General features: G+C 36.7%; 20 protein-coding genes. 10 read left to right on the top strand and 10 right to left on the bottom strand.

Annotation, left to right across the window (positions count from 1 at the left end; translation table 11 throughout):
* Positions 1-36: 36 nt before the first annotated feature.
* Positions 37-3,489 carry a pyruvate carboxylase gene (locus QZ657_RS06235; protein WP_291965663.1) on the bottom strand — a complete coding sequence of 1,151 codons (3,453 nt, stop codon included), beginning with the start codon at positions 3,487-3,489 and terminating at the stop codon, positions 37-39.
* A gap of 395 nt (positions 3,490-3,884) precedes the next feature.
* On the opposite strand from QZ657_RS06235, the gene QZ657_RS06230 reads away from it, so the two are divergent.
* Genes QZ657_RS06230 through QZ657_RS06210 form a run of 5 tightly spaced genes read left to right on the top strand, consistent with a single transcriptional unit; the run spans position 3,885 to position 9,427 of the window.
* Positions 3,885-4,622: a CDP-alcohol phosphatidyltransferase family protein gene (locus QZ657_RS06230; protein WP_291965662.1), complete on the top strand. Its 738-nt coding sequence runs from the start codon at positions 3,885-3,887 to the stop codon at positions 4,620-4,622.
* 25 nt (positions 4,623-4,647) lie between these two features.
* Positions 4,648-5,163, top strand: coding sequence for a DinB family protein (locus tag QZ657_RS06225; protein ID WP_291965660.1), 516 nt, complete (start codon positions 4,648-4,650; stop codon positions 5,161-5,163).
* A gap of 26 nt (positions 5,164-5,189) precedes the next feature.
* A complete protein-coding gene (locus QZ657_RS06220) occupies positions 5,190-6,251 on the top strand; it encodes a flavin monoamine oxidase family protein (protein ID WP_291965657.1) in 1,062 nt (353 codons plus the stop codon).
* Positions 6,252-6,261: 10 nt separating this feature from the next.
* On the top strand, positions 6,262-7,206 hold the full coding sequence (locus QZ657_RS06215) for a tRNA dihydrouridine synthase (RefSeq protein WP_291965654.1): 945 nt from the start codon (positions 6,262-6,264) through the stop codon (positions 7,204-7,206).
* A 40-nt stretch (positions 7,207-7,246) separates the two neighbouring features.
* The gene (locus QZ657_RS06210; RefSeq protein WP_291965652.1) at positions 7,247-9,427 is read left to right on the top strand and encodes a B12-binding domain-containing radical SAM protein; all 2,181 of its coding nucleotides are present in this window, start codon (positions 7,247-7,249) and stop codon (positions 9,425-9,427) included.
* A gap of 50 nt (positions 9,428-9,477) precedes the next feature.
* Here QZ657_RS06210 and QZ657_RS06205 read toward each other — a convergent pair whose 3' ends face one another.
* The gene (locus QZ657_RS06205; RefSeq protein ID WP_291965650.1) at positions 9,478-11,175 is read right to left on the bottom strand and encodes an alkaline phosphatase D family protein; all 1,698 of its coding nucleotides are present in this window, start codon (positions 11,173-11,175) and stop codon (positions 9,478-9,480) included.
* Positions 11,176-11,305: 130 nt separating this feature from the next.
* Here QZ657_RS06205 and QZ657_RS06200 point away from each other — a divergent pair, with 130 nt between their 5' ends.
* From QZ657_RS06200 to QZ657_RS06190, 3 genes are read left to right on the top strand one after another with little or no spacing between them, the layout of a single operon-like run.
* The gene (locus tag QZ657_RS06200) at positions 11,306-11,821 is read left to right on the top strand and encodes a GyrI-like domain-containing protein (protein ID WP_291965649.1); all 516 of its coding nucleotides are present in this window, start codon (positions 11,306-11,308) and stop codon (positions 11,819-11,821) included.
* Positions 11,818-13,092 (top strand): MFS transporter, encoded by a 1,275-nt coding sequence (locus QZ657_RS06195; RefSeq protein ID WP_291959389.1) that lies wholly within the window; start codon positions 11,818-11,820, stop codon positions 13,090-13,092. The genes QZ657_RS06200 and QZ657_RS06195 overlap by 4 nt, the downstream gene beginning before the upstream one ends.
* Positions 13,079-13,459: a DUF4345 domain-containing protein gene (locus QZ657_RS06190; protein WP_291965647.1), complete on the top strand. Its 381-nt coding sequence runs from the start codon at positions 13,079-13,081 to the stop codon at positions 13,457-13,459. The genes QZ657_RS06195 and QZ657_RS06190 overlap by 14 nt, the downstream gene beginning before the upstream one ends.
* Positions 13,460-13,469: 10 nt before the next feature.
* On the opposite strand, the gene lptB is transcribed toward QZ657_RS06190, so the two are convergent.
* Genes lptB through QZ657_RS06170 form a run of 4 tightly spaced genes read right to left on the bottom strand, consistent with a single transcriptional unit; the run spans position 13,470 to position 16,433 of the window.
* Positions 13,470-14,210 carry an LPS export ABC transporter ATP-binding protein gene (gene lptB / locus QZ657_RS06185; RefSeq protein ID WP_068486398.1) on the bottom strand — a complete coding sequence of 247 codons (741 nt, stop codon included), beginning with the start codon at positions 14,208-14,210 and terminating at the stop codon, positions 13,470-13,472.
* Between the two features lie 51 nt (positions 14,211-14,261).
* Positions 14,262-14,612: a carboxymuconolactone decarboxylase family protein gene (locus QZ657_RS06180; RefSeq protein WP_058103463.1), complete on the bottom strand. Its 351-nt coding sequence runs from the start codon at positions 14,610-14,612 to the stop codon at positions 14,262-14,264.
* Entirely contained in the window at positions 14,596-15,456 is an 861-nt protein-coding gene (gene tatC / locus QZ657_RS06175) for a twin-arginine translocase subunit TatC (protein ID WP_291965645.1), read from the bottom strand. Before tatC ends, QZ657_RS06180 begins: the two co-directional genes overlap by 17 nt.
* On the bottom strand, positions 15,456-16,433 hold the full coding sequence (locus QZ657_RS06170) for a KpsF/GutQ family sugar-phosphate isomerase (protein ID WP_291959398.1): 978 nt from the start codon (positions 16,431-16,433) through the stop codon (positions 15,456-15,458). The genes tatC and QZ657_RS06170 overlap by 1 nt, the downstream gene beginning before the upstream one ends.
* A 173-nt stretch (positions 16,434-16,606) precedes the next feature.
* Between QZ657_RS06170 and recQ the strand changes: the two genes are divergently transcribed.
* Both recQ and QZ657_RS06160 read left to right on the top strand, forming a co-directional pair.
* Positions 16,607-18,817, top strand: a complete 2,211-nt coding sequence (recQ, locus tag QZ657_RS06165) for a DNA helicase RecQ (protein WP_291959400.1) — start codon at positions 16,607-16,609, stop codon at positions 18,815-18,817.
* Between the two features lie 277 nt (positions 18,818-19,094).
* Positions 19,095-19,607 (top strand): fasciclin domain-containing protein, encoded by a 513-nt coding sequence (locus QZ657_RS06160; RefSeq protein ID WP_291965643.1) that lies wholly within the window; start codon positions 19,095-19,097, stop codon positions 19,605-19,607.
* A gap of 83 nt (positions 19,608-19,690) precedes the next feature.
* Here the strand turns inward: QZ657_RS06160 and QZ657_RS06155 are convergent, their stop codons facing one another.
* The 4 genes from QZ657_RS06155 to QZ657_RS06140 all read right to left on the bottom strand — a co-directional run bounded on the left by QZ657_RS06155 (position 19,691) and on the right by QZ657_RS06140 (position 23,245).
* Entirely contained in the window at positions 19,691-21,001 is a 1,311-nt protein-coding gene (locus tag QZ657_RS06155; RefSeq protein WP_412759676.1) for a carboxypeptidase-like regulatory domain-containing protein, read from the bottom strand.
* A gap of 96 nt (positions 21,002-21,097) precedes the next feature.
* Entirely contained in the window at positions 21,098-21,841 is a 744-nt protein-coding gene (rluF, locus tag QZ657_RS06150; protein WP_291959402.1) for a 23S rRNA pseudouridine(2604) synthase RluF, read from the bottom strand.
* Between the two features lie 22 nt (positions 21,842-21,863).
* A complete protein-coding gene (locus QZ657_RS06145) occupies positions 21,864-22,991 on the bottom strand; it encodes a serine hydrolase (protein WP_291965641.1) in 1,128 nt (375 codons plus the stop codon).
* A 14-nt stretch (positions 22,992-23,005) separates the two neighbouring features.
* Positions 23,006-23,245 carry a hypothetical protein gene (locus QZ657_RS06140; RefSeq protein ID WP_291965639.1) on the bottom strand — a complete coding sequence of 80 codons (240 nt, stop codon included), beginning with the start codon at positions 23,243-23,245 and terminating at the stop codon, positions 23,006-23,008.
* Positions 23,246-23,436: the final 191 nt, after the last annotated feature.

Below are 23,436 nucleotides of genomic sequence, written 5' to 3'. Positions count from 1 at the left end.
GGTGGCTTTAAGAAATTTTATTGAAAAAATTATGCTTTATGAAATGGTTACGACCAAATCATCTTGCTTTACCATACTGCCTTCTTTTAGGCTTATTGATTGTACCTTACCAGATTTAAATGCGGTAACCGTAGTTTCCATTTTCATGGCTTCAATTACGAATAAAGGGTCGTTTTCTTTTACTTCTTGACCTTTTTTTACCAATACTTTGTACAAAGAGCCTTGTAACGGTGCACCAATTTGGTCATCGTTTGCCGGATCTATCTTTTCGTTTTCTTCAATTTTAAGATTTAAAGAGGTGTCTAAAACATCCACAAATCTGTTTTCACCGTTTACTTGAAAAAACACGGTTCTCATTCCCAACTCGTTTGGTATACCTACAGAAAGTAGCCTTACTATTACCGTTTTGCCCGGTTCTAATTCAATTAAGGTTTCTTCACGAAGCTTCATACCGTAGAAGAAATGCTTTGTTTGTACCAGCGCTAAATTACCATACAGCTTATAGTTTTCATGTGCTTTTTCAAACACTTTTGGGTATAAGGTGTACGAAAGAAAATCTTCCATTTCAATAGCTCGTGTAAAGCCTTTTTGGAATTTCTTTTTGAAGGCTTTGAATTCCTTGTCAAAATCTGTTGGCGCCAAATGGGCATTTGGTCTGTTCGTGTATGGCTTTTTGTTTTTAAGAATAATCTTTTGAAGCTTTTTAGGGAATCCGCCAACAGGCTGACCCAAATCTCCCATAAAGAAACTAATCACAGAATCTGGGAAAGATATTTCCTCTCCACGTGTCATAACATCTTCTGTAGTAAGTTCATTGGTTACCATGAAAATTGCCATGTCGCCAACAACTTTTGAACTCGGCGTTACTTTGATCAGGTTTCCAAAAAGTTTATTGACATCAGCATACATTTTCTTTACTTCATCAAACCTATCACCTAATCCTAATGCTGTTGCTTGCGGACGTAAGTTTGAGTATTGGCCTCCTGGAATTTCATGACCGTATACTTCTGCAGTACCAGATTTTAGTCCAGATTCAAACGGGTAGTACAACTCTCTTGTATCTTCCCAATAGTTAGAAAACTGGTTCAGCTTCGGCATATCGAATTCATGAGCTCTTGGTTGACCCTTCATCATTTCAACTACCGAATTAAAGTTGGGCTGTGATGTCAATCCAGAGAGGCCGCCCAAAGCAACATCGATCACATCTACACCTGCCTCAATTGCTTTTAAGTACGTTGTTGTCTGTAACGAAGAAGTATCGTGCGTATGTAAATGAATAGGCACGTTAACAGTGTCTTTTAATGCTGTCACCAATTCAGTAGCGGCATAGGGTTTTAAAAGACCCGCCATATCCTTGATAGCGATCATATGCGCACCGGCATTTTCCAGGTCTTTTGCCAGCTGTGTGTAATATTTTAGGTTGTACTTGGTTTCGTTGATATCTAAAATGTCACCCGTATAGCTCAATGCGGCCTCGGCAATACCACCGGTTTTATTACGAACATAATTAATACTTGGCTCCATGGCCTTTACCCAATTGAGCGAATCGAATATTCGGAAAATATCAACTCCATTTTCCCAAGATTTCTCTACGAACTTTTCAATAAGGTTGTCGGGGTATGCCTTGTAACCCACGCCGTTTGATCCTCTAAGTAGCATTTGAAACAAAATATTGGGTACAGCTTTGCGTAGCTCTCGTAATCGTGTCCACGGACTCTCATGTAAAAATCGCATACTTACATCAAAAGTTGCCCCGCCCCAAACTTCCATACTAAAGGTGTTAGGATGATTCTTGGCATAACTCTCTGCAACACGCAACATGTCATAGGTACGCATTCTTGTTGCCAATAGTGATTGATGCGCATCGCGCATAGTGGTATCTGTATAATGAATTTTCTTTTCATCCATTAACCAAGCACAAAATTTCTCTGGACCCATTTCGGTCAGCATATCTTTTGTTCCCTTTGGATGCGCTTCTAACGGATTGAATTTTGGAACTTTTGCATTTCTAAAGACCTTGTTCTCATCAATATACTTTACATCAGAATTACCGTTTACAATAACCTCCGCCAAAAAGTTCACCACCTTTGAGGTTCTATCTTGTGATAGTTTAATGTCGAATAGGGCAGGGGTGTTCTGTATAAAATTAACAGTTACCTTACCTTCTTTGAAAGTAGGATGCTGTATTACATTCTGAAGGAAATGAATGTTGGTCTCTACGCCTCTAATCCTAAATTCTTTTAACGCACGAACCATTTTACGGGTAGCACCGTCAAGTGTTCTGCCGTGCGAGGAAACTTTCACCAGCATGGAATCAAAAAACGGACTCACTTGATATCCTTGATAAATACTACCGGCATCTAAACGAATTCCCATACCAGAGGCACTACGGTACGTAGTTACCGTACCATAATCTGGGGTAAAATTGTTGCCTGGATCTTCGGTGGTCAATCTACACTGTAAGGCAAAGCCATAAGTGGATATGGTTTCTTGACCGTATATTTTAATTTGCTGACTATCTAATTTATAATTGCCCGCAACGAAAATTTGTGTTTTTACCAAGTCTATACCGGTTACCATTTCTGTAACCGTATGTTCTACCTGTATTCTTGGATTCACCTCAATAAAATAGATATTGTCATTGGGATCTACCAAAAACTCTACGGTTCCAATATTGTTATAGTTAACTTCTTTGGCAATGTCAACGGCATACTTGTAAAGGTTTTGTTTTACTTCTTTGCTAACGTTATGGGAAGGTGCGATCTCTACCACTTTTTGGTGACGTCGTTGCACGGAACAATCGCGTTCATGTAAGTGGCGAATATTACCATGGTTATCCGCCACAATTTGTACTTCAATGTGCTTTGGGTCTTCTACATATTTCTCAAGAAACATAGTGTCATCGCCAAAAGCATTTAGTGCTTCGTTTCTGGCAGAATCAAAATTCATTTCTAGATCTTCATCTTTTCTAATAATGCGCATACCACGACCGCCACCACCAGATGCGGCCTTAAGCATAACAGGGTAGCCAATTGTAGCGGCTTCTGACAAAGCAATTTTTAAAGAAGTCAATTTCTTTTTATTACTCTCAATGATAGGAACGTTACATTTTACGGCAACTTTCTTGGCGGTAATCTTATCGCCCAAGGCATCCATCACTTTTGGGTCAGGACCTATAAAGATGATGTCATTGGCAGCACATTGTCTTGCAAATTCAGAGTTTTCAGAAAGGAATCCGTAGCCTGGGTGTATGGCATCTACATTTTTAGCCTTTGCCAATGCTATAATTTGAGGAATGTCCAAGTAAGGTTTTAATGGCTGATTGTCCTCACCGATCTGGTAAGATTCATCGGCTTTATTACGGTGTTGAGAATAGCGATCTTCATAAGTGTAAATGGCAACTGTCTTAATGTTCAGTTCGGTACAGGCACGTAGTACTCTGATTGCAATTTCACTTCTGTTGGCTACTAAAACCTTTTTAATTTTCATTTTAGGGTAATGTATTTAATGGTTAGTGTATAAGATTGATTGTTATAAAACTGTATTTTTTTATTGAAATTGTTACACAGGTCATAATTTAATTCTAATATCTCAACTAAACAATACTATGCATGCATAATATTTTTCATATCGCAATTATTTTGTGATATGTTGTTGTAAAAGTTAGGCCTTATTTTCATACGATGGTCGTAAATAATAGAAAAACACGTGTTTAACCTGCTGTTCTAACTATTATTAGATGTCATTGAATTAAAGAATGCCACTATTGCAACAGTATTTTTAAGGCGATAATCTTTAGCACCATTTAATTATATTATTTTAGTGCAAATATTGTTAAAGGGGCATGTATTTAATGTCCTGTTTTTGACATTAGGTGAAGTATTATGAAAAGACATATTCCAAATTTTATTACTCTTTTAAACGTTTTCTGCGGCTGTGTGGCATCGGTTTTTGCCGTTTTGAATAAATTGGAAATTGCCGCAATTTTTGTGGCTCTGGGTATATTCTTTGATTTTTTTGACGGATTGGCAGCACGTGTTCTTGATGTAAAAAGTGAATTAGGCCTTCAGTTAGATTCTTTGGCCGATATGATCACAAGTGGTTTGGTACCGGGTATTGTAATGTTTCAGTTGTTGGCAATGTCACAGACAAGTGGTTGGGGAGATGGTTCTCACTTTTTTCTTGAAAGTGGTACTATTACATTTCAGCATTTATTGCCCTTTTTCGGATTTGTAATTACAATGGCTTCAGGTTATAGATTGGCTAAGTTCAATATTGATGAAAACCAGACCTCTTCCTTTATTGGCTTGCCTACTCCGGCCAATGCTTTGTTAATTCTTTCATTACCGCTTATATTAATGTATCAGAATAATGAATTCTTAAACGCGATTATTTTGAATCAATGGTTCTTGATAATTTTGACATTGGTATGCGCCTATTTGTTGAATGCCAATTTACCGCTGTTCGCCTTAAAATTTAAGAATACTAGTTTTAAGGATAACGCCATGCGTTATATCTTTTTAATTACTAGTCTGGTGCTTATTGTAACCATGAAGTTTATGGCCATCCCTTTGATTATTTTATTCTATGTAGTAAGTTCAGTAATACAAGAGAGACTTTAATACTGTACATTTAGGAAAGATAACTATGGAGAATGAAGAATATGAGTTTTGGTTAAGTGGTCCAATTGAAGGTGTACCAGATTTGTTACAGCCTGCCGCACATGCACTTTTACAATCAGAACGAGAGTTAAAGAAGTATACTGCTGATTTTCCTAAAGAATTATTATGGGCTAAAACGGCAGGTAGGGCTTCCGTAGGTTTTCATATGAACCATGTGACGGGCGTATTAGATCGCATGTTGACCTACGCTAAAGGTGAATCGTTATCAGATGAACAATTTACTTTTTTGAAACAAGAAGGTACTTTTAAGCTAAATACAGAGGTAATCCATTTGCAAGAGCAATTTTCTGCTAAAGTAGAAGAGGCTATTGGGTATTTTAAAACCGTTCCAGAAAATTCACTTACCGAAGATAGAACTGTTGGTAGGAAAAATTTACCGACAACCGTTATAGGTTTATTGTTTCATGCTGCAGAGCATAGCCAAAGACATATTGGTCAGTTATTGGTTACTGTAAGCATATTACAAGCCGATATTTCATAAACTTTTAATTTCCATTTTTTATCAGCATGAATAAAACGATAGTAATTATCGGCGCAGGATTATCTGGTTTGTTAACTGCGTACCGTCTACAAGAACTTGGTTTTAATGTAAAGGTATTAGAAGCTAGAAGCCGTATTGGAGGAAGAATACATACCGTGGAATCCAATAAAACCAAAGTTGAAATGGGTGCCACCTGGTTTAATGACGGCCATTATCATTTATTGGATGTTATAGAAGAGTTCAATGTTCCCTATTTTGAACAATTCATGACCGGTATATCTTATTTTCAAACATTTTCAAATGTGCCACCTCAAGAAATTGCTGTCCCTAGTGATAGCCCTAGTTATCGTTTTAAGAATGGTACGGTAGGTTTAATAAATGCAATTTTCTCTAAACTTGCGCCAGAAACGGTTTTGTTGAACGAAAAAGTAGATAAGGTTATTTTTGAGAAAGATAAGGCCAAAGTGGTAACTAAATCTCATACATTGGTTACCGATGTCGTTATTTCAACATTGCCCCCTGCAGTTTTAATTGATCAAATTGATTTTTCTCCGTCGTTGCCAAATGAGTTGCTAGCCGTTGCAGAGCACACACATACATGGATGCAAGATTCCATCAAAGTCGCGTTGACCTATAAAAACCCATTTTGGAGAGCGCAGGGAAAATCGGGCACTATATTTAGTAATGTTGGTCCTTTGACTGAGTTTTATGATCAGTCTAATGTAGAAAACAATTCATTTGCCCTGGTTGGTTTTGCATCGGGTAGTTGTGCCCGTTTTACTAAAGAACAACGTATAGAAAAAATTGAAGCGCAATTAAAAATGGTTTTCGGTGATGATGCTTTACACTATGAGGCGTATCATGAAACGGCTTGGTTTAATGAAGAATTTACAAAATCGGACATGCAGGCAGACCATTTGTTTCCACATCAAAATGGAGGTCACGCTGTATTTTCTAAACCTCTAAATGGTAATAAATTGTTTATTTCTGGTGCAGAAACTTCAAAACATCACTCAGGTTACATGGAAGGCGCTATTTTTGCAGCTGAATCTGTTGTGGCAAAACTCAAGAAACTGCACAACAAGTAGCCAATTTTAAATGTCAGTCACCTTACTATCTTCACCGTTACAAGGCTTTACCGATTTTAGGTTTCGTAATGCGTTTCATAAATATTTTGGAGGTATAGATACTTTTTATGCACCATACATTAGACTGAACGGTAAAATGGTGATTAAAAATTCGTATCAGAAAGATTTACAGCCAGATAATAACACTACGCTAGAGGTAATACCGCAGGTAATGACGGGCGATGCCGATGAGTTTTTATTTGTGATTAAGTATATTCAAAGTTTAGGTTACAAGGAACTCAACTGGAACTTAGGTTGCCCTTACCCAATGGTAACAAAGCAAGGTATGGGAAGCGGACTCATTTGTAATCCTGAGAAAATTGACCATATTTTAAAACGTGCGCATGAAGAAACAGATGTAGTGGTTTCCATGAAAATGAGAATGGGCTATGAGCACGCAGAAGAAATTTTAGATGTTTTTCCAATTCTAGATAAGTATCCGTTAAAAAATATTGCCATTCATGCGCGTATTGGAAAGCAGCTGTATAAAGGCGGTGTAGATTTAGATGCTTTTCAGAAATGTATAAACGGTACCAAACACAAACTCTACTATAATGGAGATATTACCACTGTAGCTAAGTTTAAAGAAATGAAAGAGCGCTTTCCTAGCATAGACCATTTTATGATGGGCAGAGGGCTGATCGCTGACCCATTTCTGCCTAGTATGATCAAGAACAATACCACCGAATACCCAAAAGACCGTTGGAAGATTTTTTCTGAATTTCATGATACGATTTATCAGCAATATGATGAGGCATTATCAGGACCAACACCTATAAAAATGAAAATGAGGGGCTTTTGGGAGTATTTTGCATTGTCTACTTCTAATCCGCATAAAGCTTTTAAAAAAATAAAAAAAGCTAACAATCCTAGGGCTTATCAACAAGCGGTGCGTGAGATATTGATTAATGAGTAGCGTAACCATTATCTTTGCTAACTTGTTCTAAAAATCGCTAGTGAAAGACCTTCTTTTAATAACACCGCCCTTTACTCAATTAAACACTCCGTATCCGGCAACGGCATACATAAAGGGTTTTTTGAACACAAAGGATATTTCTTCTTACCAGTCAGATTTAGGGATTGAGGTTATTTTATCACTCTTCAATAAAAATACATTTCATCAGCTGTTTGCAATGGCTTATGAGGCAGATGCCATTGTAACTGAGAATACCCAAAGGATATATGCTCTTCGTCATGAATATTTAAAAACCTTAGATGCGGTTATTCTTTTTCTACAAGGTAAAAATGATACTTTGGCAAGGCAGTTATGTACCGATAGTTTTTTGCCAAAAGCTTCTAGATTTCAACAATTGGATGATTTGGAATGGGCATTTGGGAATATGGGTATGCAAGATAAAGCCAAGCATTTGGCAACTCTGTATCTGGAGGATCTTTCAGATTTTATAGTAGAATGTATAGATCCCAATTTTGGTTTTAGTAGATATGCAGAACGGCTTGGGCGCAGTGCCAATTCTTTTGATGAGCTATATGGTCATTTAGGTAATGACCCAACTTTTATTGATGAACTAACACTAAATATTTTAAAAAAGCAATTAGAGGAACATACACCCAAATTGGTTTGTTTTTCGGTTCCCTTTCCAGGTAATTTATATAGCGCCTTTCGTTGTGCCCAATTTATAAAGGCTAATTATCCTGATGTGAAAATTGCCATGGGTGGCGGATTTCCAAATACAGAATTACGCAGCCTTACCGATGTTCGGGTGTTTGAATTTTTTGATTTTATAACTTTGGATGATGGTGAACTTCCGTTAGAATTGGTACATCAATATATAGTTGATGGAGAAGGGGAGTTAAAGCGTGCTTTTGTCTTAGAGGATGGTAAAGTTGTTTATAAGAATGATAGTTTAAGGCAAGATTATAAGCAGCAAAATGTAGGTACACCAGATTATGCTGATCTGCAATTAGAGAATTATATTTCGGTCATTGAAATTGCCAACCCAATGCATAGTCTGTGGAGCGATGGTCGTTGGAACAAGCTTACCATGGCTCACGGTTGTTATTGGGGTAAATGTACCTTTTGCGATATTTCTTTAGATTATATAAAAATCTATGAGCCGGTTGCCGCAAGTATGCTGGTAGATCGTGTAGAAACTTTAATTGCCCAAACCGGTGAGTCAGGTTTTCATTTTGTTGATGAAGCGGCACCGCCTTCGTTAATGAAGGCTTTTGCCTTAGAGGTGTTAAAACGTAATTTGACCATTACTTGGTGGACGAACATTCGTTTTGAAAAGAATTTTACCCAAGATTTATGTTATCTATTAAAAGCATCAGGCTGTATTGCGGTCTCTGGTGGTTTGGAAGTTGCATCTGACCGACTTTTAAAACTGATAGATAAAGGCGTAACGGTAGCGCAAGTAGCACAGGTTACTAGAAATTTCACCGAAGCGAACATCATGGTGCATTCGTATTTAATGTACGGCTACCCAACGCAGACCGTTCAAGAAACGGTAGATAGTTTAGAAATGGTAAGGCAGTTATTTGAGTTGGGAATTATACAATCTGGCTTTTGGCATCAATTTGCATTAACGGCGCACAGTCCGGTTGGTTTAGATCCTGAAGAATATGGGGTAATGCCAAATTTAAAAGATATCAGTTTTGCGAACAACGATATAGATTTTAAGGATAAAACTGGTATAGATCACGGTATATTCAGCTTCGGATTAAAGAAATCACTTTTTAATTTTATGCACGGTATCGGTTTTGATATGAGCTTACAAGAATGGTTCGATTTTGATATTCCGCAGTCTACCATATCACCCGATTACATTTATGATTGTCTGCAACAAGAAGTGGTCTTAAAAACAAAACCTACCGCTAAGATTGTTTTTATAGGGCAAATGCCATTAGTGCAAGAACAGGTGAAAAAGAAAAAGGGTAGGTCATGGGAGCAATTACAGTTATATTTTCATTCTACCACAGATGTATACGAAATTACGGTAGATAAACAACAGGGTGAGTGGCTATTGGATAATTTAGAGAAAATAAGTCCAGCCAATACACCAATTACTTTTGCCCAATTAAAGAAAGATTTTGAAATACAATTTGAGGATTTTGAATTATTCTGGTATTCTAAGCCTATACTGGGGTTACAGGATCACGGGCTTTTGGTATTATAAAAAAAGCCACAATGAATAACAAAGTGGCTTTTTTACCCATAAAAGTTAAATTACGAATAGCTATACGTATAGCCTACCTCTGTACTATAGGACGTTGATAAAAGAGTGTCTACAAAAATCCATTCAGAAGTTACCTCGGTAGTAGTGAAAGTGGTCATCATAAATCCTCTTCTAGAAGCATCAAAATAATTTAGGTTGTTTATTAAGGTTGTCATTGCTTCTTGAAAACCTGCTATTAATTCTGGGGTGACGTTTGCACCCAGGTAAGTTTCAAAACCAGGTGAGCTAACGGAAGAAGTTGCCAATTCAATGCCTACTTCAGAACCATCTGCAGCAATCAGTGTATTTTGCCAAGCGTTGTGGGTATCACCGGCAAGTGTAACAATTTTTTTGCCGTTCAACGCTCCGTATATGATTTCACGGTCCACTGGGTAGCCGTCCCAAGCATCTAAGTTATATGGAATAACAGAAGTTACCCTTGCTATTTCTTCCGGTGTCAATGCTGGGTCGTTATTAAGATGCCTAAGTTTTATGGTCACTAGTTCTGTAAGGATAGTGGCAAAATTGGGTGAGCCAAAAGCAGTTAGTAATTCTGCCGGCACGTTCATTTTACCCATAAGCACTTGTTGCCCCAGTACCTGCCATTTTGCAGAACTGTTACTGATTTCTGAAATGACCCAATCTCTTTGTTCCGTACCTAAAATAGAACGGTTGGGGTCTGATAATGCTGTTTGGAATGCAACAGCGTCAAAACCGGTTGCAGTAAAATAATCTGTGATGCTTAATTGTTTGTCCCTGCCAATTAAACGAGTATCCATCAACACCAGATTAACTAGGTTTCCAATATTTACAGATCTGTAGATAAGGCTATTGTCATCTGCAGAAATTCTTGAGAATGGTAAAAACTCGCTGTATGCTTGTAAGGCATTTTGCTTTCTTACTTCAAAACTACCTTCGGTAGCTTCATCATGGTTTTCAGCACCTTCTTTATAGGTGTCATTGGCAATTTCGTGATCGTCCCAAACACAGATAAAAGGCTTTTTTTGGTGCGCCAATTGTAAGGATGTATCCGATCTATATTGTTTGTAGCGGGTGCGGTAGTCATCCAATGAAATAATCTCTCCCTCTGGTTCATGAGAACGATTTAAAAATGCATTTTCTGCTGTTGAGCCATATCCTCCGGCACCATACTCATAAAAGTAGTCTCCTAAATGAACAATGATATCTGCATCGGAATTTGCCATTGCATCGTACGCATTGAACAAACCTGCTTGGTAGTTAGAACATGAACAAACGGCTAACTTGGCTTGCGTGGCATCGGTTGGTAGGGTAATGGTTTCACCAACCACGGAAATGGATTTATCAGAGGTACTTATAAATCTATAATATAATTTTTGATCAGCTTCTAGCTCGGTCAATTCAATGGCCAGAGTATTGTCCCTAGAGGTTTCAGTTGTTATTTTTCCAGTTCTCAATATGCTACTAAAATCGGTTTGTGTAGAGACTTCCCAGATAATTTCAACATTTGCCGTAGTATAACGTGTCCATATGATTACACCAGAATCACTTGGGTCAAAACTGGCAACCCCGTAACTAAAGTTTTGTACCGTTAATTGAGATTCGTCATATTCAACTTGTACATTGTCATCTTCGCTACAGCTTATAATGTTTGGGGCTAAAATTATTCCCCCGGAAGCCATTAAGGTTATTTGAATAAAATTTCTTCTGGTGTTTTTCGTCTTTTTCATCTGGTAAATTAGTTTCCTCAAAATTGTTTTAATTCCGATCAATCTATGTTAGTTGAACTTTATGTTTGTGTTATTGAAACTATCGGTAACAATAATGACCTAAGGTCAGTTGGTTTTATAACTGTTCTATATGAATTTCTTAAGTTTGGAGAATAGCTGTAGAAATATGACTCCTAAGATTATTACCCTTAAAGAAAAAAAGTTGATAGGATTATCTGCTGAAATGAGTTTGTTAGATAATAAAACCCCTCAACTTTGGAAAACGTTTAGGCAACGTAGTAAGGAAGTGGATCATAGGGCGTCTGAAGATTTTATATCACTGCAACAATATCCTAGCCATTATTTTGAACGATTTAGCGCTGGTAGCGAATTTGTAAAGTGGGCTTGTGTTGAGGTTGATGAAGTGGACAATATTCCCGAAGGCATGAACATGTTGCTATTGGAAACTGGCTTATATGCTGTATTTCATTATACAGGAAGTGCACAAAACGCACCTACTTTCTTTCAATATATTTATGGGGAATGGATTCCTAACTCAGAATATCAATTAGATGATCGCCCACATTTTGAAGTACTTGGGGCTACATATAAAAACAACGATCCCAACTCAGAAGAAGAAGTTTGGATTCCTATAAAAGCAAAATGAAACAACCTGAAAAAGCACCCTGGTACTATCTCTTATTATTGATATTGGCTGGGGAAAGTGTCTTTATTTTGCCGTTTGTGCTACAACGTGTTTTTAGACCTACTGTTTTAAAGGTTTTTGAACTCGATAATGTTTCTTTAGGTCTGTGCTTTTCAGTATACGGTTTTGTAGCGTTGGTCTCATATGTGCTTGGTGGTCCGTTGGCAGATAAATATCAACCAAGAAAGTTAATAGCCATTGCACTTTGGTTAACTGCAATGGGCGGATTGGTATTCGCTACTTTTCCCAATTATTTTACGTTGCAGGTTCTTTATGGTTTTTGGGGCTTTACTACCATATTTCTCTTTTGGTCTCCCATGATAAAAGCTACCCGTGTTTGGGGCGGTATAAATTCTCAAGGCAGGGCATTCGGGTTTTTAGATGGTGGTAGGGGCTTGGTAGGAGCCTTGTTCGGTACACTTGGAGTAGTGGTATTTTCTTATTTTATGACGACGGATTTGGAAGTCGCTAGTTTGGAAGAGAGCCGTTTTGCTTTTAGATATGTTATTTTAACTTCTGCAGGTATTGTAGCCCTAGTGGGTGTTTTGGTATGGTTGTTCATGAGATTACCTGCAGATCAGGAAAAAGAAATTGTCATTGATCGTATTACAGTTTCGCAGATTAAAGAGGTACTGCGGTTGCCATCGGTTCAATTGTTAATGGTCATTATTTTATGTGCCTATGTTGGCTACAAGATTACGGATGTTTTTTCGCTATATGCTAAAGATGTAATGTTGCTTAATGAAGTTGCCTCAGCAGAAGTTGGCACTGTTTTGTTGTTTGCAAGACCGGTAGTAGGGGTGTTGATCGGTATTGTTGCAGACAGGTCTAGACCTAGTTTGTTTTTGTTCATAGGTTTTGTAATAGCCTTCATTGGTTCTTTGATTTTTGCTTCGGGAGTGGTTGAAAATGTTTCTTATGCTATTTTCATATTTTCGATTATGATTGTGGCGCTTGGTGTTTACGCCATACGTTCCTTATATTTTGCGGTTATGCAAAGTGGTAGAATCCCTTTAGTTTTAACGGGTACCGCTGTGGGTATTATTTCATTGGTGGGCTATACTCCAGATATTTTTGCCGGACCCGCAATGGGGTACTTATTAGATGCATCACCGGGTTTAAAAGGACATCAACATGTATTTTGGATGTTGGCTGTATTTTCTTTTGTGGGCGGATTGGCTGCTTTTAGATATTTTCAACTTTATGGTAAACGGTTTTATGGTAATTCCTAAAAATCTTAATCTTCTACTTTCAGCGGTAATCGTCATTATTGCAGGTTTGGTGTATGGCGCCTATCCTACCTATGTTATGCCAGAACTTTTGGGTTTTCAGGTGGTAGATTTAGAATTGAAGAACATGTTGCGTGCCGTAATGGGAATTTATATGGGAGTTGGTCTATATTGGTTGTTTGGTGCTTCAAATCCTAAATTTTGGTATGGGGCAACGGTCTGCAATGTGCTTTTTATGGGAGGAATATCATTTGGTAGAATAGTAAGTACACTGTTTGATGGGGTATCGCCTTTGTTTACTCCCGCATTAGTATTAGAACTGCTGTTCTTTGGCTGGGGATTATATAACCTTAAAAAGTATAAGGAATAGTACTTGTTTTTTAAAAATCAAGCTTCTTCTTACGTAGCTCAAAATTCTGCCCCAGATATACTTTACGTACCATTTCATCTGCAGCCAAATCTTCTGGAATACCGGATTTTAAAATTCCTCCTTCGAACATTAGGTAAGAACGTTCTGTAATAGCAAGTGTTTCCTGTACGTTATGATCGGTAATAAGTATACCGATATTTTTGTTCTTTAGTTGCGCTACAATACGTTGTATGTCTTCTACGGCCACGGGATCTACTCCTGCAAAAGGCTCATCAAGAAGAATAAACTTTGGATCGGTAGCCAACGCTCTTGCAATCTCAGTTCTTCTTCGCTCGCCACCGGATAATAAATCGCCACGACTTTTACGAATATGTCCCAATCCAAATTCTTCTATGAGCGATTCCATTTTCATGTGCTGCTCTTTCTTGCTTAATTTGGTTAGTTGTAGTACACTTAGAATGTTCTTTTCTATACTTAGTTTTCTAAATACCGATGCTTCTTGTGCCAAGTACCCAATACCGTTCTGTGCTCTTTTGTACATGGGGAATTTGGTGATTTCCATGTCGTCTAAATAGATACTTCCGCCGTTAGGTTTTATAAGGCCAACAATCATGTAAAAGGATGTGGTTTTACCCGCACCGTTTGGTCCAAGTAGCCCTACGATCTCTCCTTGGTTTACCTCAAGGGAAATTCCTTTAACCACCCTACGGCCTCTGTAGGATTTCATAATATTGTCGGCACGTAACTTCATGTTTTCAAATCTATTGGTTATTGGTCTGCTAGAAAAGTAATTAGGGATTTTTTAACCTTCTTGGTTTTCTAATTCTTCCCAGTATTCATAAGCTCTTCTTAAGTGTGGTATAACAATAGTACCGCCTACCAAAGTAGCTATACTTAAAGTTTCCATGACCTCTTCTTTAGATACACCTTCGTTGTATGAACTTTCTAAATGATATTTTACACAATCATCGCATCGTAACACCGTAGACGCCACAAGACCTAATAACTCTTTGGTTTTCACATCTAAGGCACCAGCGGCAAAAGCATTGGTGTCTAAATTGAATATACGTTTTACTATTTTATTATTATCGGCCAATAACTTATCGTTCATCTTAGAACGATACGCGTTAAATTCTTCAATTTGATTTGACATTTCTATTTGCTTTTTTTTCTTTTTCAGCTTTTCTTCTTTCTTTTCTCAATACCATAGCAGAAATATAGATACTTACTTGATATAAGATCAATACCGGTATGGCCACTATAATTTGGCTGGCAACATCTGGCGGAGTTATTACGGCAGATAAGATCAATACGACCACCAATGCTATTTTCCTGTATTTTCTCATTATTTCTGGGGTTACCAGGCCAATTTTGGTCAAAAAGAAAATAATGATAGGTAGTTCAAACAAAACACCACAGGCAATTACAGATGCTCTAACGGTAGATATGTAAGAGGCAAGGTCAAATTCATTGGTAACCTCTGAACTTACTTGGTAGGTTCCTAAAAAGTTAATGGATAACGGAGATACCACATAGTACCCGAACAATACACCTAGAAAAAATAAGAAAGATGCTATGAAAATAAAGCCTCTAGAATTTCTTCGTTCTTTTTCGTAAAGTCCCGGACTAATGAATTTCCACATTTCATAAAGAACATAAGGAAAGCCAATAATGAAACCGGCCCAGATCGATGTCCAAATATGTGCGGAAAATTGCCCGGACATTAATCTACTTTGTATGGTAAATGGAAGTTTATCAGCACAAAAAGCCGAGTCGAATCCAAAATACGTTGCGATATCACAAAATAATTTGTAGGTGGGGAAATCCATTTTTTTAGGTCCGAAAATAACCGTGTCAAAAATGAAATCTTTCATTAAAAAGGCAACACTACCAATAATGACAACTGCCAAAACTGATCGTATTAAATGCCATCTCAATTCTTCTAAATGGTCAAGAAACGACATTTCGTTTGGTGGCGTGGTAGCTTTGGAACTCATTATAAAATACCTTCGTTTATTAAATTATGTAAATGAATAACACCAACGTATGTGTCGTTATCCATGGCCAACAGTTGTGAGATACCCTTTTTCTGCATATGTTCTAAAGCTTTTATGGCCAATGTATTTGCAGCTATTGTTTTTGGGTTGGTAGTCATGATATCTTTGGCGGTCAATCCTTTTATATTATCATGCTTGTTTAGCATTCGCCTAATATCGCCATCGGTAACGATACCAACAACTTTTTCTCCGTTAAGTACGGCAGTGACCCCTAACATTTTTTTAGAAATTTCAACAATAACCTTTTTGACCTCTTCGTCTTGTTGTACGCTTGGTACTTGGTTTTTGCTTACAAGGTCAGAAACTCTTAGATAAAGCCTTTTTCCCAATGACCCGCCAGGGTGATATTTTGCAAAGTCAGAACTGGTAAACCCTTTAATTTCCAGTAGAACAATGGCCAAGGCATCTCCCATAACCAATTGTGCGGTAGTACTTGTTGTAGGAGCCAAACCATTTGGGCAAGCCTCTTTTTCTACATGGGTATTTAAAATATAGTCTGCCTGCTTTGCTAAAAAAGAATCGGTATTACCGGTCATTGCAATTAATTTGTTTGTACCTCTTTTTATGAGCGGTACCAACATCTTGATTTCGGGCGTATTTCCACTGTTAGAAATGCAGATGACCACGTCATTGTCCTGTACGGTTCCCAAATCTCCATGAATGGCGTCGCCCGCATGCATAAAAATTGCGGGTGTACCTGTAGAATTCAAGGTAGCAACAATTTTAGTGGCAATGATGGCACTCTTGCCAATACCAGAGATTATAACACGGCCTCTTGCCTGGATAATGCAGTTTACGATACTGGCAAAATCGTCGGTCAAAAGAGATGAAAGTTGTGCTATAGCATCACGCTCAGTTTCAATGGTTTTTTTCGCTAAGCCAATAATGGTGTCCGTTGCAATCAATCTATTATTCAAATTATGGATTGTATTCCTAAAAGAATGTATTATCTTTAAGATGACAAAATTAAACAAACTTAATTTTAAATGCCGATTATCGCATAATAATTTAGAAACGCCTAGCTTGGTAATTTGTAATTTTGTTCGCTTATAAAATTTTAAAGTAAGTAGTGTCCCCTTAAATGTAAAATGTGACAGACAGTAAAGAATTTGACAATATCGATTTACATTCCTCATTAAAAAAATATTTTGGGTTTTCTCAGTTTAAAGGACTTCAAGAAGAGGTAATTAAAAATGTTTTAAAGCAGAATAATACGTTTGTAATTATGCCAACTGGTGGTGGTAAATCTATGTGCTACCAATTACCTGCGTTAATGCAAGAAGGTACCGCTATTATTGTATCTCCACTTATTGCTTTAATGAAGAATCAAGTAGATGCCATACGTGGTGTATCTTCTGAGAACGGAATAGCACATGTGCTTAACTCATCATTGAACAAAGGGGAAATAAAACAGGTAAAGCAAGATATCACCAATGGTGTTACCAAACTTTTATATGTTGCTCCTGAGTCATTGACAAAAGAAGAGAATGTAGAGTTTTTACGTTCGGTTACTATTTCTTTTGTAGCGGTAGACGAAGCGCACTGTATCTCTGAATGGGGTCATGATTTTAGACCTGAATATAGAAACCTAAAATCTATTGTTGAACGTTTGGGCGATAATATTCCTATTATAGGACTTACCGCTACGGCTACGCCTAAAGTGCAGGAAGATATCATAAAGAATTTAGGAATTGGTGGAGCCACTTTGTTCAAGGCATCTTTCAATAGACCCAATTTGTTTTATGAGGTACGTACCAAAACCGAGAATATTGAGGCGGATATCATCCGTTTTGTAAAACAAAATTCAGGCAAATCTGGTATTATATATTGTTTAAGCCGAAAAAAAGTAGAAGAATTGGCTCAGGTTTTACAGGTAAATGGCGTAAGTGCCGTGCCGTATCACGCCGGTTTTGACGCTAAGACCAGATCAAAATATCAAGACATGTTCTTGATGGAAGATGTAGACGTGGTTGTGGCCACTATTGCTTTTGGTATGGGTATAGACAAGCCAGATGTGCGTTTTGTTATACATCATGATATTCCTAAAAGTATAGAAAGTTATTACCAAGAAACGGGTAGGGCAGGCCGTGATGGTGGCGAAGGTCATTGTTTGGCATATTATTCATATAAGGATATAGAGAAGCTTGAGAAGTTCATGTCCGGTAAACCAGTGGCAGAACAAGAGATAGGAAATGCGCTGTTGCAAGAAGTTGTAGCCTATGCAGAAACCTCAATGTCCAGGCGTAAGTTTATGCTTCATTATTTTGGTGAGGAATTTGACGAGGTTAATGGTGAAGGAGCAGATATGGATGACAACACCCGAAATCCAAAAGAGAAAGAAGAAGCCAAGGACAACGTTGAAAAGTTACTAAAGGTGGTGACCGGAACTAGTGAAAAGTTTAAGTCCAAAGAAATTGTAAATACCCTTAGAGGAAAGACCAATGCAATAATTTCATCTCATAAAACCAATGAAAAGGAGTTTTTTGGTATTGGTTCCGATAAAGATAAAAGTTATTGGATGGCACTTATTCGTCAAACCTTGGTTGCCGGTCTTCTTAGAAAAGAAATTGAACAATACGGCGTACTTCATGTAACCGATAGTGGTAAGGAGTTTTTAAAGAAACCTTCATCGTTCATGATGACCAAAGATCATGTCTATAATGCGGAAAATGATAATGCTATTGTTGGTGCCGCTAAATCTGGAGGAATTGCAGATGAGAAATTGTTAAAGCAATTAAAAGATTTACGAAAGGCACAGGCCAAGAAAATAGGTGTACCCCCTTTTGTAGTCTTTCAGGATCCTTCATTAGAAGATATGGCATTAAAATATCCTATCTCGCATGAGGAAATGTTGAATGTTCATGGAGTAGGTGAGGGTAAGGCAAAAAAATACGGTAAACCCTTTGTAGCATTTATTAAAAATTACGTTGAGGAAAATGAAATAATTAGACCAGATGATCTTGTAGTTAAAAGTACGGGTGCCAACTCTGCTTTAAAGCTATATGTAATACAGAATGTAGATAGGAAATTACCGTTGTCTGATATTGCATCTGCAAAAGGATTGGAAATACCTGATCTTATCAAAGAAATGGAACAAATAGTATACAGTGGTACAAAGTTGAATCTTAATTATTGGATCGATGAGATTTTAGACGAAGATCAACAAGAAGAAATACACGATTATTTCTTAGAGGCCGATAGTGATAACCTTGAAGACGCCATGACCGAGTTTGATGGTGAGTACGAGGAAGAAGAATTACGTTTATACCGTCTAAAATTTATTAGTGAGGTAGCAAATTAACAGTTCTTAACTCAAAGTAGATTTAAATCCATTACCCAATTTAGTTTGGTTAATGGATTTTTTTTTGCCAAATATTATCTGAATAAAGATTTAATGACCGTCGTGCTCGGGTCGGGTTAATGTTTATAGTATGCAATGAGTTTTATTTAATGTAGTTAATAGTTTTGTAATCAGGTTTTTATAAATTGTTTAATATTTTTATTAAAACTTTAAACAAAATTTAAGACTATTACTAGTAGTTCCGTTATACATTTACGGAAATCTAAAAAAAAGAACTATGAAAATTTTGAAAATTACATTGTTAAGTGCTATTGCATTATTTGTTACAAATGTTTCGGCACAATCAGAAACTATTGTTGACGTTGCTGCCGGAAATGACAATTTTACTACTTTGGTAGCTGCAGTTAAAGCTGCCAATTTGGTAGAGACTTTAAGTAGTGAAGGTCCATTTACAGTTTTTGCCCCTGTGAATAGCGCTTTTGAAGCATTGCCAGCTGGTACCGTAGATACATTGCTAAAGCCGGAAAGTAAAGATGCACTAACTGGTATTTTAACGTACCATGTAGTTGCAGGTAAATATATGGCTGCAGATGTTATAGATGCTATCAACAAAAATGATGGTGCGTTTTCTGTAAAAACCGTACAAGGAGGTATGATTACATTAACGCTAGCCGATGAGAATGTAATGTTAAAGGATGAAAAAGGGAATATGGCAACTGTAATTATTGCAGATGTAGCAGCAAGTAATGGTGTCGTTCACGCCATTGATACTGTAGTAATGCCATTATAGAAATTAGAATTCTCTAGTACAAAAATCCCTTTTGCTTCTTTAGATAGAAGTAAAAGGGATTTTTTTAATTTATGTAATTTTTATTAGCGTGCAGTTGCACCGCTTGTAGATTTATTCTTCCGTAATTGTCTTTGTATTTTTTTAATAGCGGATTCAATAGATTTTTCAGGTTCTATGATATTGTATTCGCCCCAAAAATCCGGGTCTGCAAAACCAATGGCTTCATCACTTAATATTATAGAAGATTTCATTCTGTCCTTATATTTAGGGTAGCTTTCATTGGTGTTTCTTTCCCAATCCGTAATTGCCATTTCGCAGTTCATGCTGTAAATTGAATTGAACAAGCGTTTGTCCCAATCAATTTTGAACTCTAATAACACATTACTGTAGCCGTAATACCATTTACCATTTTTTTCTCTGTAATCTACACGATAAGATACTTCTGTTGGCCATACTTCGGCATTTCTTGGCTTTTTTCTAACGAACATTTGTGATGCCAACCTCTTATCGGTAATATTTAAAGAGTAAATGGCTCGAGTCAAAATTTTATTCTCGGCATCTATGTATAGTTTACCATTATATAATGGATCGATAATTTCTGGCTTTTGCTTGAATTCTATAACATATATCAATTGGTCGTTTACGCGGGTAGATGTGTCAAATGAAAAGTCGTAGTACGCCAAAGTTTCCGGGGTAAAGATGTAGTCAGGGTATTTTACCATATCTACAAATAAGGTATTGAACGGACCACCTTGAAGTTTTAGGGCAACGGTATCTAACTTGGTATAATCAGTGCTTTTGCGTGCTTTGTACAGTTCAAGTGCATCGGTCTTTTTAGAAGAATAGGGTGTTTTGTAAATATTTACTACCGCTTCGGACAGGCTTACGTTTGTTCTTCTTTTTTTTATGGTCTCTCTGTAAAAGGCAGTCATTACAGTACTTTCATCTAAGTAATTATCACCTTTTCTGTTCAAAGTTTCAAAAACTAATTTTTCAGCATCATTAGGGGCATCTATTCGCGCTTCGGACAAGGCCATGGCAAATTCCGTCATATAGATTTTGTTCTTCTCTTCGTCTAGTTCCGATATAGCGATCTGCTTTGTTTTGTATCCTAAAAATGCAATTGTTACATTGTTCTCGGTATATTCCTTTGGCACTTTCAACGAAAATTGTCCTTCAGAATTGGTAATTGTGGAGACATTAGTATTTTCTACTGTTAGGGTAGCGAAGATTAAAGGTTTTTTACTATCGGTATCTAAAACTTCACCGGTATATTCCGTATAATCAACTGTTTGTGCCAACATAGTGTTGGTTACTGTTCCTATTGAAAATAACAATAAGAAAACATACTTTACAGTATGGAGCCTTGTTGAGAAATTGTTCTTTTGTGACATAACCTAGCTTTTCTTTTAAGATAATGATTAAAAACGAATTTTATGTAATCAATTTTGTTAAATCCTTATCGTTGTGGTTGTTATCGTAATATAATTTTATTTCTTGCCATCAAATGTTTTTGATGAAGTACTTACCAATCTATTGATTTCCTTTAGTTCTTCTTCTGTAAGGTCTCGCCATTTTCCTACAGGTACATCCAATTGTACGTTCATAATTCTAATGCGCTTCAATTTCTTTACCCTATAGTCTAGATACTCGCACATTCTACGAATTTGTCTGTTCAGACCTTGTGTAAGTATTATTCTAAATTGATAGGTACTTACTTCAAAAACTTCACACTCCCGTGTTACTTGGTCAAGAATAGGAATTCCTTTACGCATTCTATTTAAAAAATCAATGGTGATAGGTTTATCTACCGTTACCAGGTATTCTTTTTCATGGTTGTTTCGGGCGCGTAATATCTTATTTACAATGTCGCCATCATCGGTTAAAAATATAAGCCCTTCACTGGGTTTGTCCAATCTGCCGATGGGGAAAATCCTTTTTGGGTAATTAATAAAATCAATAATGTTGTCTTTTTCAACACCGGTGTCCGTGGTGCAAACAATACCCACAGGTTTGTTGAATGCCAAATAGGTTGATTTACCTTTAGGGGCTTTGATAAGTTCTCCATCCACCTTTACCACATCGCCAATTGAAATTTTAGTGCCCATTTCCGGTACTTCTCCATTAATGGTAACTCTGCCCTGTTCAATAAGTTTATCAGCAGCCCTACGCGAGCAATATCCTGCTTCGCTAAGATATTTGTTGATCCTTGTCTTTTGAGTGTTGTCTTGCATATTCAGCTTTGCTGTATTTTTATTATTTTCTATTCAATTCTTGTTGATAGATTTCTCTACCTAATTGAGCTAAAAACGGAATTCCTATTTCATCATACTCATAGGCATCATCATTAAAAATGCCATCCTTGTTGACCAAGATCGTTGCCGTTAAGAGAAAATCGATATTATTTTTAGTGTCCTTTATATAGGCGCAATCTGTCAACGTTCCATAAGCAAACCCTACTTTATTATATATTTCTATAGACTCCGGTATATTTTTTTTAGTATCGCCATACATGAAAAACTTACAATAACCATCATAATATGTAGCTGGATCATAGCCAATGTGCTGAGGGGTGGTATGCATTGCTTTTAACAAATGTTCCCGTTGTTTTTCACTAATATTAAACCGTTCAACTTCTTTAAACATTTGCGGAAATAGTACTCTTTTAAGAAGGTTGTGTTGCGTTGTAATAGGATAATAGTTTTTTTGACTAAAATCAAAAGCTTCTTCTATAAGTTCATCACCTTCATAATACCCAATACCTTTTTCCACGTTAAGAAGTTTTAAACGCTCTGGAGTTTTGTTTAAAAGTGATTGCGTAATTCCGGTGGTAGAGTCGTTAAGATAAATGATTAATGGTTTGGTTCTTAAATCATCTGAACGATAGCCCACTCTATGGCTTAATCTTAGAGGTGAAATGCCTTTCTCCTTTAAATTTTGATTAATGGCTTCAAAACCTAAGAACTCCATCAATCTGTTGTTCGCTAAATTGTCACTGACCGCAAAAATTTTAGATATGTCAATTGCTACGGTACTTTCTATAGTATCCCCTTCTATATAATATTTTGTATTTATTGATAAAGTGTCCGTTAAATTTAGTTTTTCCAATGCTAAAACGGCAACGGGAAATTTAACCGTACTCGCAGGGTAAAAATAACTACTATCATTTACCTGAAATTCATAATCGGTAAATGAAATACTATCATTTCTTCTATTGATCTGTGTATATATAATTTGTACTTCATAGCTATTTATGCTGTCCATAACCCTTTTTATTTTAGGGTCATTTGAAGATAGGGCAACTTCAAGAAAGTTTAAATTCTGCTTTTCTTGTGCGCAAGAAATTAGAAGAACACCACAAATGAAAAGAAGAAAGTGCTTCATGTTATTATATATTTTTAGGGGTTGTAGACTTCACCCCTATGCGGTTTCAGTAAATCCCTTACCGTAATCATTTCTTTTTCTTCTACAACCATAAAAGCAATACTGTACATTTCATTAATTTCTTTAAAACCCGTAATATTTAATGCAGTTTTTTCAGAAGCTATAAACTCGTTTAAGTGCTTGACATGATGTTCGGCAGTTTTTAGAGCTGCAGGACCTCTAAAGTCCCATATAAGTTTTATTTGTCTGTTCAAGAAGATATAATTAGGTTATAAATATAAGTAACAAATTTACCATAAAAAATGGCACAATATAGTGTTTGAGAAACGAGTTGACGGCTTACCGCTACGCTAATTTTAATTGATTATTAGCTATTTGTTATATATTGTAAGCCCTAAAAACGTGTTAAGTAAATCATTAAGCATTTGCACACGATGTGGTTATT

This window comes from Maribacter sp. (assembly GCA_020629415.1).
Classification (GTDB): domain Bacteria; phylum Bacteroidota; class Bacteroidia; order Flavobacteriales; family Flavobacteriaceae; genus Maribacter; species Maribacter huludaoensis.
Note: the sequence above shows the minus strand (reverse complement) of the source record. Positions and strands in the feature narration are given on the sequence as shown.